This is a genomic window from Gemmatimonas sp. (assembly GCF_044376735.1).
GTDB lineage: Bacteria > Gemmatimonadota > Gemmatimonadetes > Gemmatimonadales > Gemmatimonadaceae > Gemmatimonas.
The window spans coordinates 1-15715 of the sequence record NZ_JBILKJ010000060.1; the positions used below are offsets into that span (position 1 = coordinate 1).

At 65.5% G+C, this 15715-nt stretch carries 13 protein-coding genes and 1 pseudogene; 7 read left to right on the forward strand and 7 right to left on the reverse strand.

The window, feature by feature from the left end; all coding sequences use genetic code 11:
• The 3 genes and pseudogenes from ACIRA7_RS09905 to ACIRA7_RS09915 form a co-directional block, all read left to right on the forward strand.
• Positions 1 to 303: pseudogene (locus ACIRA7_RS09905) on the forward strand (hypothetical protein); the annotation flags it as partial.
• 260 nt (positions 304 to 563) lie between these two features.
• Complete coding sequence (locus tag ACIRA7_RS09910) at positions 564 to 1052, forward strand: Appr-1-p processing protein (RefSeq protein WP_396220681.1); 489 nt, start codon at positions 564 to 566, stop codon at positions 1050 to 1052.
• 4 nt (positions 1053 to 1056) lie between these two features.
• The gene (locus ACIRA7_RS09915; RefSeq protein ID WP_396220682.1) at positions 1057 to 3675 is read left to right on the forward strand and encodes a cation-translocating P-type ATPase; all 2619 of its coding nucleotides are present in this window, start codon (positions 1057 to 1059) and stop codon (positions 3673 to 3675) included.
• Here ACIRA7_RS09915 and ACIRA7_RS09920 read toward each other — a convergent pair.
• Positions 3648 to 4067, reverse strand: a complete 420-nt coding sequence (locus ACIRA7_RS09920) for a PAS domain-containing protein (RefSeq protein ID WP_396220683.1) — start codon at positions 4065 to 4067, stop codon at positions 3648 to 3650. The genes ACIRA7_RS09915 and ACIRA7_RS09920 overlap by 28 nt on opposite strands.
• A gap of 88 nt (positions 4068 to 4155) precedes the next feature.
• Here ACIRA7_RS09920 and ACIRA7_RS09925 point away from each other — a divergent pair, with 88 nt between their 5' ends.
• Positions 4156 to 7701 carry a DNA polymerase III subunit alpha gene (locus ACIRA7_RS09925; protein ID WP_396220684.1) on the forward strand — a complete coding sequence of 1182 codons (3546 nt, stop codon included), beginning with the start codon at positions 4156 to 4158 and terminating at the stop codon, positions 7699 to 7701.
• 13 nt (positions 7702 to 7714) lie between these two features.
• Here the strand turns inward: ACIRA7_RS09925 and ACIRA7_RS09930 are convergent, their stop codons facing one another.
• The 4 genes from ACIRA7_RS09930 to ACIRA7_RS09945 all read right to left on the reverse strand — a co-directional run bounded on the left by ACIRA7_RS09930 (position 7715) and on the right by ACIRA7_RS09945 (position 9872).
• On the reverse strand, positions 7715 to 8461 hold the full coding sequence (locus ACIRA7_RS09930) for a carboxypeptidase-like regulatory domain-containing protein (protein WP_396220685.1): 747 nt from the start codon (positions 8459 to 8461) through the stop codon (positions 7715 to 7717).
• A gap of 56 nt (positions 8462 to 8517) precedes the next feature.
• Positions 8518 to 8910: a type II toxin-antitoxin system VapC family toxin gene (locus ACIRA7_RS09935; protein WP_396220686.1), complete on the reverse strand. Its 393-nt coding sequence runs from the start codon at positions 8908 to 8910 to the stop codon at positions 8518 to 8520.
• A gap of 7 nt (positions 8911 to 8917) precedes the next feature.
• Positions 8918 to 9154: a type II toxin-antitoxin system Phd/YefM family antitoxin gene (locus ACIRA7_RS09940; protein ID WP_396220687.1), complete on the reverse strand. Its 237-nt coding sequence runs from the start codon at positions 9152 to 9154 to the stop codon at positions 8918 to 8920.
• A gap of 142 nt (positions 9155 to 9296) precedes the next feature.
• Positions 9297 to 9872 (reverse strand): outer membrane beta-barrel protein, encoded by a 576-nt coding sequence (locus ACIRA7_RS09945; RefSeq protein WP_396220688.1) that lies wholly within the window; start codon positions 9870 to 9872, stop codon positions 9297 to 9299.
• Positions 9873 to 10139: 267 nt separating this feature from the next.
• On the opposite strand from ACIRA7_RS09945, the gene ACIRA7_RS09950 reads away from it, so the two are divergent.
• Positions 10140 to 11195: a CehA/McbA family metallohydrolase gene (locus tag ACIRA7_RS09950; protein ID WP_396220689.1), complete on the forward strand. Its 1056-nt coding sequence runs from the start codon at positions 10140 to 10142 to the stop codon at positions 11193 to 11195.
• Positions 11196 to 11240: 45 nt separating this feature from the next.
• Here the strand turns inward: ACIRA7_RS09950 and ACIRA7_RS09955 are convergent, their stop codons facing one another.
• Complete coding sequence (locus tag ACIRA7_RS09955) at positions 11241 to 11702, reverse strand: YidB family protein (RefSeq protein WP_396220690.1); 462 nt, start codon at positions 11700 to 11702, stop codon at positions 11241 to 11243.
• Positions 11703 to 11935: 233 nt separating this feature from the next.
• Between ACIRA7_RS09955 and ACIRA7_RS09960 the strand changes: the two genes are divergently transcribed.
• Entirely contained in the window at positions 11936 to 14554 is a 2619-nt protein-coding gene (locus ACIRA7_RS09960) for a DPP IV N-terminal domain-containing protein (RefSeq protein ID WP_396220691.1), read from the forward strand.
• A gap of 123 nt (positions 14555 to 14677) precedes the next feature.
• On the opposite strand, the gene ACIRA7_RS09965 is transcribed toward ACIRA7_RS09960, so the two are convergent.
• Positions 14678 to 14887 carry a cold shock domain-containing protein gene (locus ACIRA7_RS09965; protein ID WP_396220692.1) on the reverse strand — a complete coding sequence of 70 codons (210 nt, stop codon included), beginning with the start codon at positions 14885 to 14887 and terminating at the stop codon, positions 14678 to 14680.
• Between the two features lie 342 nt (positions 14888 to 15229).
• Here ACIRA7_RS09965 and ACIRA7_RS09970 point away from each other — a divergent pair.
• On the forward strand, positions 15230 to 15715 hold a 486-nt coding region (locus ACIRA7_RS09970; RefSeq protein WP_396220693.1), incomplete at its 3' end, for an alpha/beta hydrolase family protein.

A 15715-nucleotide genomic window follows, 5' to 3' on the forward strand; every position in this document is an offset into this window, starting at 1 on the left:
GGCAACCGCGCTGCCGCGATCGCCGACCTGAACTTCATACGCACCAACGCCGGCGGACTGCCGGCTCTGGCGTCCGATTTCTCCGGTGATCTCGTTACCGAAATGCTCTATGATCGCCGCTACTCGTTGTTCTTCGAGTACGGCCATCGCTGGGTCGATGCGCGGCGCTACAACCGCTTGGGTGAGCTCCGGAAGCAGTTGCCCACGCACCGCGTCTTCCCGCTGGTGCCGATCCCAGTTGACGAATGCAATCAGCGCTTGGCCGCTCCGCCCAAGGGGTGCGTAAACGTCTTGGGGGGATAAGCGTGGGCGTAAGCTGATCCATTCAACACCCTAGGAAGCAGGGGGGAAGGTATTAGGGGGCGGGAGGCAGGTGAACCGCGCGGTTCCTGCTTCCTGCCTCCAGATACCCTCCCCCCTGCTTCCTAGGGTGTTAGGCTGTTCATCCGTCAGCTCATCCCACCCTCATTGTCAGGGTTCCACCGACTCCATCTGCCTCCGCACGTCCGGACATTCCCTGTCACGTACCACCCGACAGGACCGACCAACGCAGAGGTGTGCTCGTGATCTACGAACTGGAAGGCGATATCCTGCTCACCAAGGCGCCGGCTATCGCGCACGGCGTCTCACCCAATGACCACTTCAATGCCGGCCTCGCGCTCGCGCTGCGCGAACTGTGGCCGGGCATGGCGAAGGATTTCCGCCACTATGCGCATCAGGCGCATCCAAAGCCGGGCGAACTCTGGACGTATCGCAGCGCCGATGGCCATACGATCTACAACCTGATGACGCAGGAAGGCGATCACGCCTCTTCGGCCTCGGGCCGCGCGTCGATTCCCAACGTCAATCACGTGTTGAAGCGGTTGCGTCACGAGATCGAGAAAAGCAGCGTGAAGAGCATCGCGCTGCCGCGACTTGCCACTGGGGCCGGCGGTCTCGACTGGGACCAGGTGCGTCCGCTCATCACGCACCACCTCGGCGACCTGAACATCCCCGTGTACCTGTATGTCACCTATCGCAAGGGCGAAGCGGGGAAGGAAGCTGCCGCGTGATGTAGTGCGATGGCACGCCACGTCGATCGAGCAGACGCTGGCGACGCTCGAAAGCTCCGTGGAGCGTGGCCTGACCGCCGACGCCGTGCAGGCCCGCACAATCGAGTACGGCGAGAACGTGCTGCTGCACGCGCGCAGTCGTGGCCTGCTGCGCATGCTGGTGGCACAGTTCGCCGACACGATGGTCGTCGTGCTGATGGTGGCGGCGCTCATCGCGGGCCTCGTAGGGGAACCCGAGGACATGCTCGCCATTATCGCGATCGTGATCCTCAACGCCGTGTTGGGATTCACCCAGGAGTATCGCGCCGACCGCGCCATGGCGGCTCTTGGCGCGCTCGCCCAGCCGCTTGCGCGGGTGCGGCGCAACGGTATTGAAGCATCGGTGCCGTCAATGGCGCTGGTGCCCGGCGACATCGTATTGCTGGCTGCCGGCAACATCGTGCCCGCCGACCTGCGCCTGCTCGACGCCGTGCATCTCAGCGTCGAGGAGGCCGCGCTGACCGGTGAGTCGGTGCCAAGCCGCAAGGATCCGGAGCGCTGTCCGGTCGATGTCAGCGCGGTCGGCGATCAGACGTGCATGAGCTTCAAGGGCACCACGGTTGTCGCCGGACGCGGAACTGGCGTGGTGGTCGCCACCGGTATGCGCACCGAGCTTGGCCGTATTGCCGCCATGCTGCGCGACGAGCCCGAATCGCAATCGCCCCTGCAGCAGCGCCTCGCCGTGCTCGGCCGCAAACTCGCCATCGCCGTCGTGGCGCTCTGCGCCATCATCTTTGCAGCTGGACTGCTGCGCGGTGAGCCGATGCTGCTGATGTTCATGACGGCGCTGAGCCTTGCGGTGGCAGCCATTCCCGAAGCGCTCCCCGCCGTGGTGGCGATCTCCCTCGCGCTCGGCGCGCGACGCATGGTGAAACAGCAGGCCTTGATTCGCCGCCTGCCTGCCGTGGAGACGCTCGGCTCGGTGACGTACATCTGCACCGACAAGACCGGCACACTCACCGAGAACCGGATGCACGTGGACACCGTCGTACTGGGCGACGGCACACCATGGACGTTGTCGCAGCCGCCGGCGCACGATCTCACGCCGCTGTCCGACGTCATGACGCTGTGCACCGATGTGACTGTTGGTGCGGAGGGCGCGCTGGTGGGCGATCCCACCGAGACCGCCCTCGTGCGCGCCGGCGCCGAAGTACACGTGAACAAGAGCGCGCTCGACGTGCACTGGCCCCGTATCAGCGAGGTGCCGTTCTCGTCGGCACGCGCGCGCATGACAACGGTGCATCGCCACGACCACCGCATCATCGTGTGCACCAAGGGGGCACCCGAGCGCGTCGTCGCCGGCTGCACCAGCATGCGAAGCGCCGACGCGATCGTGCCCATCGACGCGCCACGTGTGCTGCAGCAGGCCGCATCCATGGCCGCCGGTGGATTGCGCGTGCTGGCGATCGCCACGCGCACCCTCACCGAGAAGCCGGACTCGGCCGAACACGCCGAACAGAAACTCACCCTGCTGGCGCTGGTCGGACTCATCGACCCTCCGCGCGCGGAGGCGAAGGCCGCCGTGGAAACCTGTCAGGCCGCCGGCATTCACGTGGTCATGATCACCGGCGACCATCCGGCCACCGCCCTCGCGATCGCCACGCGATTGGGCATTGCCGGTGCCGATGACGTCGCACTCACTGGTCACGATATCCCCGGGCTCTCCGACGAGGACCTCGCGCAACGCGTGTCCGAGGTGCGTGTGTTTGCCCGCGTGGCCCCTGAAGACAAGCTGCGCATCGTGAAGGCGCTGCAGTCACACGGGGAGTATGTCGCCATGACCGGCGACGGCGTGAACGATGCGCCGGCACTCAAGCGCGCCAACATCGGCATCGCCATGGGACGCGGCGGCACCGACGTGGCGCGCGAAGCGGCGCACATGGTGTTACTCGACGACAACTTCGCCACCATCGTGAAGGCGGTGCACGAAGGACGTCGCATCTACGATAACATCCGGCGCTTCGTACGCTTCGTGCTATCCACGAACGCGGGCGAGATCTGGACGCTGTTTCTCGCGCCGTTCCTGGGCCTGCCGCTGCCGCTATTGCCGATTCACATCCTGTGGATGAATCTCGTGACCGACGGCTTGCCCGGTACTACCCTAGCCGCCGAACCGGCCGAGCCGGACAGCATGCAGCGTCCGCCGCGCTCCCCGCAGGAGAGCCTGCTGGCCGGTGGCTTGTGGCAGCATGCGTTGCGGGTGGGACTGCTCATGGCCGCCCTCGCGTTGGGCACACAGGCGCTCACGATCCGCGACGGCAACAGTCACTGGCAAACCATGACGTTCACCGTGCTCACGCTCTCGCAGCTGTTCCACCTGATTGCGATTCGCTCAGAGCGGATCTCGATCTGGACGCTGGGCGTACGCGGCAACCCGGCGCTGTTCTACGCGGTCTTGGCGGCGTTCGCGCTGCAGCTCAGCACGCTCTACGTGCCGGCCATGAATCGCATCTTCCACACTGTGCCGCTGTCGTGGCAGGAGCTGGCGGTGTGTGTTGCGGTGTCGTCGGTCGTGCTGTTCGCGGTGGAGGGGGAGAAGTGGCTACTGCGCCGCCGTCACCCCTCGATCGGCTTCCCGTCATGATCCGAAATCAGCACCCACACCGTGCGCGTCCGGCGCGAATACAGCAACCGCACGGTCACGTCACGCGGGTTCTGCTTGAACGCAAAATGAAAGCGGAAGCTGGTATCGAGTGATTCGCGAATCACCCCTTCCTTGAAGCGCCCGTAGAAGTCCTGCACCTTCGTGCACGGCGCGATCTCGGTGAAGAACTGCTTGCCGATCGCATCTTCCTTCTTCAACGACGCCAGCTTGGACTCCACGGCGTTGTAATTCAGGATCCGCCCCGTCGCGTCCAGCTGGATCATGCCGTAGGGCAGCTTGTCCAGCTCCTCGGTGGACATCGTGTCGGCGTTCTCGAGCACATTGTTCACGGTGTGCTCAGGACGCTGGGAGGGGCGGTTGGAATGCGGCATCTCGTGATGTAACGGCGGTAGCGCGGCGGAAGTGCCCGCTTTCCGGCCCTCGCCGGATTCCTGATCTTCGGTGTATATTCGGTCTCCCATGCCGAACCAGTACGTCGAACTTCATTGCCACTCGGCACTCTCCCTCCTCGACGGGGCCTCGCTCCCCGAGTCGCTGGCCGAGCGCGCCGCCGAGCTCGGGTACCCCGCTCTGGCCATCACCGACCACGATGAGATGGGGGGCGTAGTCCGGTTCGGCACGGCCTGCGAAACGCTCGGCATCGGCGGCATCCTGGGTGTCGAGCTCACCGTGCGTATGCCCGACATCGGCAACCCGGGCGCCGAACGACGCACCCACATGGTGCTCCTCGCCGAAACGCGTGACGGCTACCGCAACATCGCCTCGCTGGTCACGCGGGCGCGCATGGACAGCGAACGCGGCACCCCCAGTGTGCCCTGGGCGCTCGTCACACGTCACGTCGAGGGCGTCTTTGCGCTCACCGGCTGTCCGCGCGGCTGGGTGCCGCAACTACTGGCCGAAGGACGCGCCCACGACGCCTACACCGCGGCCTGTGAATTGCGCGACGTGTTCGGCGAGCATCTGGCGGTGGAATGCTGGGATCACCGCCTGCCTGAAGAACGCGTGCTCGTGCAACAACTGCGCCCGCTCGCCGCCAAGCTCGGCGTGCCGTGGGTGGTCACCAACAACGTGCACTACGCCGCCCCCGAACAGCGCATCGTGCACGATGTGCTCAACACGCTGCGACACGAACGCACGCTCGACACCATGGGCACGCGCCTGCGTCCCAACGCCGAGTGGGCGCTCAAGAAGCCGTCGCTCGTGTATCAGCGGTGGCGTGGCGCGGAGGAAGGCGTAAAAGCCACGCTGGCCATCGCCGAGCGATGCACGTTTCGGTTGGAGCAGCTCAAGCCGTCCATGCCGGCCTTTCCGCTGCCGCCGGGCATCAGCGCGCAGGAGTATCTCACACGTCTCGTAGAGCAAGGCGCCTACGAACGGTGGAACACGTCGCGCACCCCCAAGCACGACGCACAGCTGGCGCACGAACTGGCGATGATCGGCAAGCTCGATCTCGCCGGCTTCTTTCTCACGGTGTGGGACATCGTGCGCTTCGCGCGACGCGAAGGAATTCTCTGTCAGGGCCGTGGCTCCGCCGCCAATTCGGCCGTGTGCTACTGCCTGGGCATTACGGCGGTCGATCCCATCCGCATGGAGCTGCTGTTCGAGCGGTTCTTGAGCGAAGGACGCAAAGAGCCGCCCGACATCGATATCGACTTCGCGCACCGCGATCGCGAGCGTGTGCTGCAGTACGTGTACAACCGCTACGGGCGCGAACACGCCGCCATGGTGTGCGAACAGATCACCTGGCGCGGACGCAGCGCCGTGCGCGACGCGGCGCGCGTGCTGGGGTTCTCAGTGCAGCAGGGCGACATGCTGGCGTCGCTGAGTGATCGGTTCAGTGCGCGCAGTACAGCGGAGGCGCTGCGGGTGAATAGGGAACCCGACGCGGCCACACCAAGCGCCGACCCCGCCACCGACGCCGATCGTTTAGGCCAGCAGATGATCGGCGGCACCGAGGCCACCACCAAGGCCCGCGTGGTGCGTGAGGCGTCGCGCAAAGTCGCGTCCACGCAAGCGAAGGTACCGAGCAAGTCGTCGGCCACCGCACAACGCGCCCCCAAAGGCCCCACCGACCGCGACGGCACGTGGGCGCAGGTCATCGACATGCAGGCCGAGCGGAAGATCGCCGCCGATGCCCGTGCGGTGCCTGAGTCGCGGCCCAAAAGCGACGTGCTCTCCCTCGCCGGGCTCGACCCCAACGACGAACGGGTACGCCGGCTCGCCGACGTGGTGGCCGGCCTGCACCAGCTGCCGCGTCACCGCTCCATTCACGTGGGTGGCTTCATTCTCACCGAAGAACCCCTCGGCTCCATCGTACCGATCGAGCCCGCCTCCATGCCGGGGCGCACCGTGATCCAGTGGGAGAAGGACGACCTCGATCCCGTAGGCCTGGTCAAGATCGACCTGCTGGGGCTCGGCATGCTCACCGTGGTGCAGGATTGCCTGTTGTACATCCGGCACACGCGCGGCACCACGATCGATCTCGGACAGCTCGACATGAGCGATCAGGCCGTGTACGACGTGATGTGCCGCGCCGATACCGTAGGACTCTTTCAGATCGAGAGTCGCGCGCAGATGAATACGCTGCCGCGTTTGAAGCCGCGCTGCTTTTACGATCTCGTCGTCGAGGTCGCGCTCATCCGGCCCGGCCCCATTCAGGGCGAGATGGTGCATCCGTATCTACGACGGCGCGCGGGGCTGGAGCCGGTCACGTATCCGCACCCCATGCTCGAGAAGGTGCTCAAGCGCACGCTCGGCGTACCGCTCTTTCAGGAGCAGGGCATGCAGGTGGCGATCGTGGCCGCCGGCTTCACCCCCGCCCAGGCCGATCAACTGCGTCGCGCCATGGGGCACAAACGCTCGCGCGAACGCATGGCGCAGATTTGCGAAGAGCTGATTGCGGGCATGGCCAAGAACGGTATCCCCGAAGAAACCGGCCGTCGCATTTACAATCAGATCAACGCCTTCGCCGACTACGGCTTCCCCGAAAGTCATGCCGCCAGCTTCGCGCTCATCGTGTACGCCACGGCCTGGCTGCGACACTACTACGCACCGGAGTACACCGCCGCCATTCTGAATGCGCAACCGATGGGCTTCTACGCGCCGGGCACGCTCATCGAAGACGCCAAGCGACATGGCGTGGAAGTGCGTCCGGTCGATCTCACCCGCAGCACGTGGGATCACGCCCTCGAAATGGCCGATGGACGTGTGCTCGTACCCAACGATGGCGTGGTGCGCTGGGGTCGTCAGATCGACCCGCAACCCATGCGCGATGTCGTGGCGGTGCGCCTGGGCGTGCGACTCGTGCGCGGACTGGGCGCCAAGGCCCGTCGCGCCCTCGAGGCGGCGTTGGTGCAGGGCCCGTTCACCAGTGTCGACGATGCCGTTCGTCGCGTGTCTCTCGACAAAACGTCATGGCGTCGACTGGCCGAAGCCGGTGCCTTCGACAGCATGTTCGCGCACGAACCGGCCGAGCGGCGACGGCGCGTGGCGCTCTGGGAAGTGATGGCCGCCACCCGTGGTCCCGAGCTGCCGCTGGCCCCCTTTCAGGCGCAGCCCGTGCCCACGCAGTTGCCGGCCTACACGCCCATCGAACTCACCGAAGCCGACTATCGTATGACGGGGCTGTCGTTGGCCGGGCATCCCATGAAGCACGTGCGCCCCATTCTGGCGCCCAACGGCGTGCTGTCGGCCCGGGAAGCGCACGAACTGGGCAAGGACGGCCAGCGCGTCGCCGTGGCCGGACTCGTGATCTGCCGTCAGCGCCCGGGCACGGCCAAGGGATTCGTGTTTCTCACCCTCGAAGACGAAACGGGGATGATCAACATCGTGATCACCCCCGATCGCTACGAAGAACATGCGCAGCTCATTTCCCGGTCACCCATGCTGCTCATTCGCGGCACGCTGCAGGTGGAACAGCATGTGGTGAATGTGCGCGCCAAGCAGTTCAAGGCGCTGGAGCTGGGTGGTGGCGAGCAGCACGTGAAGGGGCACAACTACCGGTAGTGGTGCCGAGCCGCTATCGTCGCGCCGCACCGCGCAGCCAGTAGATCAACAGCACGCAGGGCTGAGGAGAGTCCACCGGCCACGCCGCCCCGCGGTACGGTCCCGGTACGTCGCGGTACTCGGCATACATCTCGAGTGCGATCACATCGTTCGGGCTCCACGTTTCGTCGGGGGCGAACGGCATGTCCATCTCCTTCGTCATGGGGAGCTGACCGTTCCATAGCTCCACGAGACACCGACTCGGCGCGACTCCGACGCGCACGTCAAAACCATTCGGCCCATTCCGCGGCACGCGACGCACGCTGGGCATTCCGTCGAACATGTCCGCCCACGTCTGTGGACGGAGCGCACGCAATTGCCCGGCATCGCGAAACAGGCCACGCCCGGCCGCGCGGCGACATTCGAACCCGCTCAAGGCGTCGCGAGTGCATCGATCCTGATCAGTCCGCGCGCGCACGGTATCCAGCATCTGCGGATAGCGCCGGAGCACGACGACGAGTGCTCGCGAGGAGTCAGCCGCTGCGAGCAGCTGTTCGAACGGACGGTAACCGATCAGCCTCACGCGGAGCGTGTCCGTTGCGCGAGACGGGAACGACAACAGAAAACGCCCAAGCGAATCGCTGCGCACGCGATCCCCATTGGACGACAGGATGACCTCCGCACCGGCAAGTGGCCGCGCCAGTGAATCGCGGACCACGCCGCGCAGCTGCTGCGCGTTGACGGTTTGCGGAAGCGCGACCGCCGCAGCTCCTATCAGCATGCTGAACCCGACGACCGAATTGCATCGGCGACGACAATGCGAAGGCCGCGCCGCCCTCACCACACCACGTTCGCGTAGTACCGCCCCATCTCCACATCCGACGTGACCAACGGCAGCGACTGCAGTTCGGCCATCGCCACGATCACGCGATCAGCCGGATCGCGGTGCGTCCAGTCCAGCTCCAGCGTGCGCAGCCACGTGCGCACGTCCACCGGCGCTAACACCAAGCCGTCCACGAGTTGCAGGCGCTGCACGTACTCGGCGAACGTTACCCCGAGCGAAAGCTGACCACGCTGCACCTTGAGGCCGATCTCCCACAGCGAAATCGCACTGGCCAACCAGCCGAACGGCGTGGCCCCATCGATGGCCGTCCGCGCCCGCGCCGACAGCCGCTCCGGCGCCAGCGTCCAGAACAGCAGCGCCGACGTGTCGAGCACCACGCGACTCACCTGCCGCTCATGACGCGGGCCACTCGGCGTCCGTCGGGGCATCGATGTCGCCCGTCCACGTGAGTGCTCCACGCACGTCGGCAAAGGCATCCCCCACCGACCGCGTCTGGCTGAAGGGCACCACCTTCAGCACAGGGACGCCGTCGCTGGTAACCACCAACTCCTCACCGGTTCGCTCCACTTCACGGAAGAACTCGAGCATGCGGGCCTTCAGCGCGCTCTTGGAAACTGTGACCATAGTCATGACTATGACCATATCCCCTCAAGATGTCAACCAAGCCGCTGGAGCTCGGTGGCGGCTGACGCCGCGCGGATAGACCAGACACAGATGCGGGGGAGATGGCTTCGGCCGTCTCCCCCGCATCTGTTGTCAAACCCGAAACGCTCTATTTGCCACCGAGCAAATAGAGCGACACACCAGCCTGTACCCGTGTGCCGGTCGATTCGAACTGCCCGTTCTGCGTCGCGGTGACCTGACCGGCCTGTGTGAGCTTGCCGAACGTCCACAATGCCGAGGCGTTCACCGCGATCTTCCGCGTGACGAAGAGGTGCGCCCCTGCCCCGCCCGTGGGCGCGATCCCCTCGAAGTCTCGTCCGGAATTGGCGGTGCGCGCCGTCGCGCCTCCCGTTACGAACACGCGGAGTGGCGAACTGGCTCCCGGAAACAGGTTCATCCGAAGCAGCGCGTCATACTGCGTGAGCTTCACGTCGGTGCTCTTGGAGCCGGTGAGCACACTCCGATCGAAGTTGGCGAGCACCGAGAAGGTGTCGTTCAGTCCCAGCCCTGCATGCAAGCCGAAGCCCCCACCGAATTCGAGATCGTTCGCCGCGGACTCCACACTCACGCTCGACCCCGCGTACTGGATACCCAGGAAGACGCCCTTGGTGGATTGGGCCTGCAGTGAGGTCACCCCGGACAGGAGCAGAGACGACAACAACGCAACGTTCAGGAGCTTCGACATATGTGGTCCGATCGAGGGTTAAACAGATACCATGGACGTAGTCCGTGTTGATGAGCCGGGGAAGAACGATACCAACCTGATGACAGGCAACCGAACGACCCGGCAGCATGGAGACTACGCGGACGAAGATAGATCTTCGCTCCGTGTTCCGCGAGACCCGACGAGACTGCGCTTGGAGACCGCAGATGCATCCCCCACAAACCACACTGTTGTCACGATGCCGTCACCCGCTCGCGATCACGACCACCCGGTGGCAGAATTGATGGCATGAATCCTCGTCCAACGGCGTGCACACTGGCGCTCGCACTCGGCCTGGCCGCCGCCGGGTTGCCCTTTTTCGCGCGCGGCGCTTCCGCACAGCCCGCGCGGTTTCTCGTGCCCGACGCCGCCCCCGGTACGCGGTGGCTCAAAGGCAATACGCACACGCACACCACGAACTCCGACGGCGACACGGCGCCCGAGGAGGTCGCGCGATGGTACAAGAGCCGGAAGTACGATTTCCTCGTGCTGTCCGATCACAACGTGTTCACGAACCCGGCCACCCTGGCGTCGTTGATGGACTCGACGTTTCTGCTGATTCCGGGCGAAGAGGTGACGACCAGCTTTCAGAAAGCCGCCGTCCACGTGAACGCACTGGACATCAGCCGCGTCATCGCCGCGCCGCGCGACAGCACGCTGCTGGGTACCGTGCAAAAGACGGTTGATGCGATTCGCGCCGAGCGCGCCGTGCCGCACATCAATCATCCGAATTTCCTCTGGAGCCTCGACACCGCCACGCTCTTCCGCGTGAAGAACGACCGGCTCCTCGAGATCTTCAATGGGCATCCCACCGTGCACAACATCGGCGGCGAAGACTGGCCCAGTATGGAAGTCGCCTGGGACGCACTCCTCACGCGCGGCAAAAAAATCTACGGCATCGCGGTGGACGACGCGCACCACTTCCAGGGCGAGTTCGCCAAGTCGCGCGCCAACCCGGGACGCGGATGGGTCGCGGTGCGGGCGCGCGCGCTTGAAGCGCGGGAGATCGTCACCGCGCTCGACGAAGGCCGCTTCTACGCCAGCACCGGACCGGTCGTCGCCGAGATCGTCGTCACGCCAACCGCCTTATCGCTCACCATCACACGCATCGGCGACTTCAAGTACACCACGCAGTTCATCGGCGCCAACGGCGACATCCTCGCCACCGACAAGTCACTCACCCCATCATATCGGCTGACCGGCAGCGAGACGTACGTGCGCGTGCGCGTCGTCGACTCCAGCGGCGCCACCGCCTGGCTTCAGCCGGTGTTCACCACCCGGTATCGGGAGCGCGCCGCGCAGTAAGTCGGCTTGCCTTCAAGCCCAAAAGCCTGCACCGCGAACCACCCGTTAGCGGGTCTGCAGCAGCCCCAATACCTGCGTGAGCATCGCCTGACTCCCTGACGTCACGGCGCCCTCTGGTGTGAGCCGATCGATCAGATCCGGCAACAGTGCCGCGAGGCCACTCATCGCCTGCGACGGATCCACGCCCGCGCTTGCCGCCGCCTGCGCCACCGCCGAACCGCCCAGCGCGTGCTCGAGCTGCGTCGGCAAGACCGCCTGATTCGCCCCGGTGCCAACCCACGACGACACCACGTCGCCCAACCCGCCGCTCTGCAACGCTTGCACGATCCCACCGAGACCGCCGTGCTGCTGCACCAGCGTCATGGCCATGGTGAGCAGCGCCGATGACGAGCCCCCGCCCGGCGCGCTGGCCCCAAGGAACCCACCCAACAGCTGCTCCACCCCACCAGCCTGTTTGCCCAGCAATGACCCAGCCAGGTCCCCCAACGCTCCGTCCAGTAAACCCATGATCGCTCCCTAACGTGTGGTGTGTTCCGCCCGCTGTACAAACACGTGCCGCACCCCGAACGTCAACCTCAACATGTGCCAGCCCCCTCCTCCGGCATTCACCCCACCCACAGCGCCTGCCAACCACGATTTTCCGGATACCGACTCAACGGCGATCCGCTCCATCGAGTAAATCTCTCGTTGGCCGCCCGTTTCGTGGAGCCGCCATTCCCGCCCTCCGGAGGAAGAAGGACATGGTTCACCCAGTGCGCCGTCTTGGACGTTGGACCGGCACTCTCCTGCTGCTGGCCGCCAGCAGCGCCGCCAGCGGACGCGCCGCGCAGGCGCAGCTTGGCCCCCAGGCCACCCAAGCCGACGAAGGTCGTGCCAACAAGGGTAACTGGACGCTCGCCAACCGCTTCAGCACCGCGGCGCTTCGCGCCATCACCTACACACAGGCCGTCCAGCCCCGCTTCCTCGGGAAGACGGACTCGATGTACTACAACTGGAAGGATCGGAACGGCAATCGCTTCATGCTGTTCGTCCCGTCGCCCACCGGTGGTACCAAGCGCCTGCTGTTCGATCCGGCCAAGCTGGCCGAGCAGCTCACGATGCTCAGCAAGAAGCCGTACGACGCCACCAACCTGCCCTTTCAAACCATCACGTTCCTCAAGAGCCACAAGGCGTTCCGCTTCACCGTGGACACCGTGCGCTATGAATGGACGCTGGCCACGGAAACGCTGAAGTCGAACGGTCGCGTGGTGCGCAACGCGCCCCCACCGACAGACGAGGAGATCAACACCCAAGGCGCTGGCGGTGGGCAGGGTGGCGGTGCGCGCGGCGAGTTCCGCAACTACAACAAGGACAGCTCGGCGTTCGTCTTCGCCCGCATGCACAATCTCTACATCGTGGAGAAGAGCAGCAACGACACGGTGCAGATCAGCACCGACGGCGCCATGGACTACTCCTTCGGCTACCGTGACACCACGGAGAACGCACGCCAGCTCGCCGCGCTCGCCGGCGGCGGACAGCAGACCGACGGCGAGCAGGATGACAGCGACGACGCGAACAACCGCGATCAGCGCATCCGCCCGAACGTGACGTGGTCCCCCGACGGAAAGTCCTTCGCCGTCGTGCGACGGGACCAGCGCAAGGTGAAGGATCTGTTCCTCGTGAACGTGCTCGCCCAGCCGCGCCCCGTGCTGATTCACTACAAGTACACGATGCCCGGCGAAGAAGACGTCACGCGCAGTGAGCTGTGGACGTACCGCCGCGGCGAGAAAGCCGTGAAGCAGATCAACGTGGCGAAGTGGAAGGATCAGGCGCTGTTGAACGTGCACTGGCCGGTCAACGGCGACAAAGTGCGCGTCGTGCGTCGCGATCGTCCGCAGCGCGCCGTCGACTTCATCGAAGTGGACGTCACCACCGGCGCCATCAAGACGCTGCTCACCGATGCCATCGAGGGCGCTGCACTCGAGCCGAAGAACGTCGCGTACCTCAAGCCGGGCGGTGACTTCCTCTGGTGGTCACAGAAGACCGGCTGGGGCATGTACTACGTGTACGGCTTCGACGGCGGCGAGAAGCACCCGCTCACCACGGGACAGTGGAACGCCAACAGCATCGTCACCATCGACTCCACCACACAGCAGGTGTGGGTATCGGGCCAGGGACGTGAGCCGGGTGAGCAGCTGTATCAGACGCACCTCTATCGGGTCAACGGCGACGGCAGCGGTTTCACCCTGCTCGATGCCGGCAACGCGCACCACGCCTCCACGCTCGGCGAGAACGGCACCCCCAGCATCGTCTCACCGACCAAGCGCTACATCTACGACTCGTTCTCCCGCATGGACCTGCCGTTCAAGTCGGTCCTGCGCGACGGCGCCACGGGCCGCATCCTCAGCACCCTCGAGGAAATGGACCTGTCCAAGCTGAAGGAACTCGGCTTCAAGAACGCCGAGACGTTCTCGGTCAAGGCGGCCGACGGCGTCACGGAGCTGTACGGCAACATGTGGAAGCCGTTCGACTTCGACAGCACCAAGAAGTATCCGATCATCACGTACGTGTATCCGGGCCCGCAGACCGAGGGCACGACCACCGGCTTCAGCGTGCGTGGTCCGCTCATGCAGCTCGCGCAGCTCGGCTTCATCGTGATCGAAGTGGGCCATCGTGGCGGAAGCCCGCTGCGGTCGCTCGCCTATCATCGCTATGGCTACGGCAACATGCGCGACTATGCGCTGGCCGATAAGAAGTACGCCATCGAGCAGCTCGGCGCGCGCCACAAGTTCATCGATCTCGACAAGGTCGGCATCTTCGGCCACTCGGGTGGTGGCTTCATGACCGCCGCCGCCATGCTGTTGCCGCCGTACAACGACTTCTTCAAGGTGGGCTGGTCGGAATCGGGCAATCACGACAACAACATCTACAACCAGAACTGGAGCGAGTGGAACCACGGCGTGAAGGTCGTCGCCAAGGCCGACAGCGCCGCCGGTGCGGTGCGGGCCGGTGGCACCGGCGCCGCGCGTCGTGGCGGACCGGGGGCGAACGCTGCCGCGCGTGAAGTGGTGCAGGATTCCACCAACGCCGACAAGATCAAGTTCGACATCCGCGTGCCCACCAACGACGAACTCGCCGGCAACCTCAAGGGCAACCTCGCCCTCGCCACCGGTGATCTCGACAACAACGTGCACCCGGGTGGCACCATCCGGCTCGCGAACGCGCTGATCAAGGCCAACAAGCGCTTCGACTTCTTCATCTACCCGGGCGAACCGCACGGCTACCGCGGCACGGGCCCGTACAATCAGCGCATGCTGATGGAGTACTTCGCCGAGCATCTGCTGGGCGATTACTACCGCGGCAACGGCGAGATCAAGTAGCGGCTGGACACCCGATCGATGCGCATCCACGCGCATCGATCGGGACCCGTTGCCGGGCTATGCACGAAGGGCCACCAGCGCGACGCTGGTGGCCCTTCGTGTATGCCTGTCGTTCGCGTGGACTCAGCGAACCTTTACGACCTGCTCGGCCGCCGGACCCTTCTGGCCCTGCACGATGTCGAATTCGACACGCTCGCCCTCGGCCAGGGTGCGGAATCCGCCGCCCTGAATGGCCGAGTGGTGCACGAAGCAATCCTTCGAGCCGTCATCGGGCGTGATGAATCCAAAGCCCTTGGCGTCGTTGAACCACTTCACCTTGCCGGTCGTACGCATGGCACTGCCCCCGTTGCTGTGTGTTCGGAGTCCGGCCCTGCCGTACGCACCGAGCACTCGTGTAGTTCGCGGACCAGACCCCCGCGAGGGTCGCCGATGCCGTGCGACATCAGCTCAGCATCCGACTCGCGAGCGCCGCACACACAAAAGGGACCCGCGTGTCGCCAGGTCCCCGAAGTCGCCTGCAGCGCGTTTCCCGCACCGTGGCGCGGCTCTCGTGTTTCGAATGCCCTAGACGCTAGCGTCGTGCTCGTGGAGTGTCAACAGAATTTTTCAAGCCCCGCCAGGGTCCGGCCCGCGCGCCCGCTGGACGGCCGACGCCCTGCCCACCACCTTCACCCCATGCCGATACCCCCGCTCCGCCACGCCCCCGCGCCAACTGCATTCCTGCGCGCGAATATACCGCGGATCGGCGCGGCGATGGTCCTCGTGTGCACCGCCATCGTGACCGCGAGCGCGCAGAGCACGCCCGCGCCGCGGCTCATGCGGGCCGGCGACGTGGACACCGTACCGCTCCGCGACGCCGGCGTGCGGATTGCCTATGGGCGCGATCCCCTGCAGTTCGGTGAGCTCCGGCTGCCGTCCGGCGCGTCGAACAGCAACCGGGCACCGATCGCCATCGTGATTCATGGCGGCTGCTGGTACTCGCCGTACGCCTCGGTGCGCAACAGCGCACCGCTGGCCGATGCCCTCGCGCAGTCCGGGGTGGCCACCTGGAACGTGGAGTATCGGCGCTACGACCATCCCGGCGGCGGCTGGACCGGCACCTTCCGCGATGTCGCCGACGGGGCGGACTACGTCCGCATGCTCGCCACGCTCTATCCCATC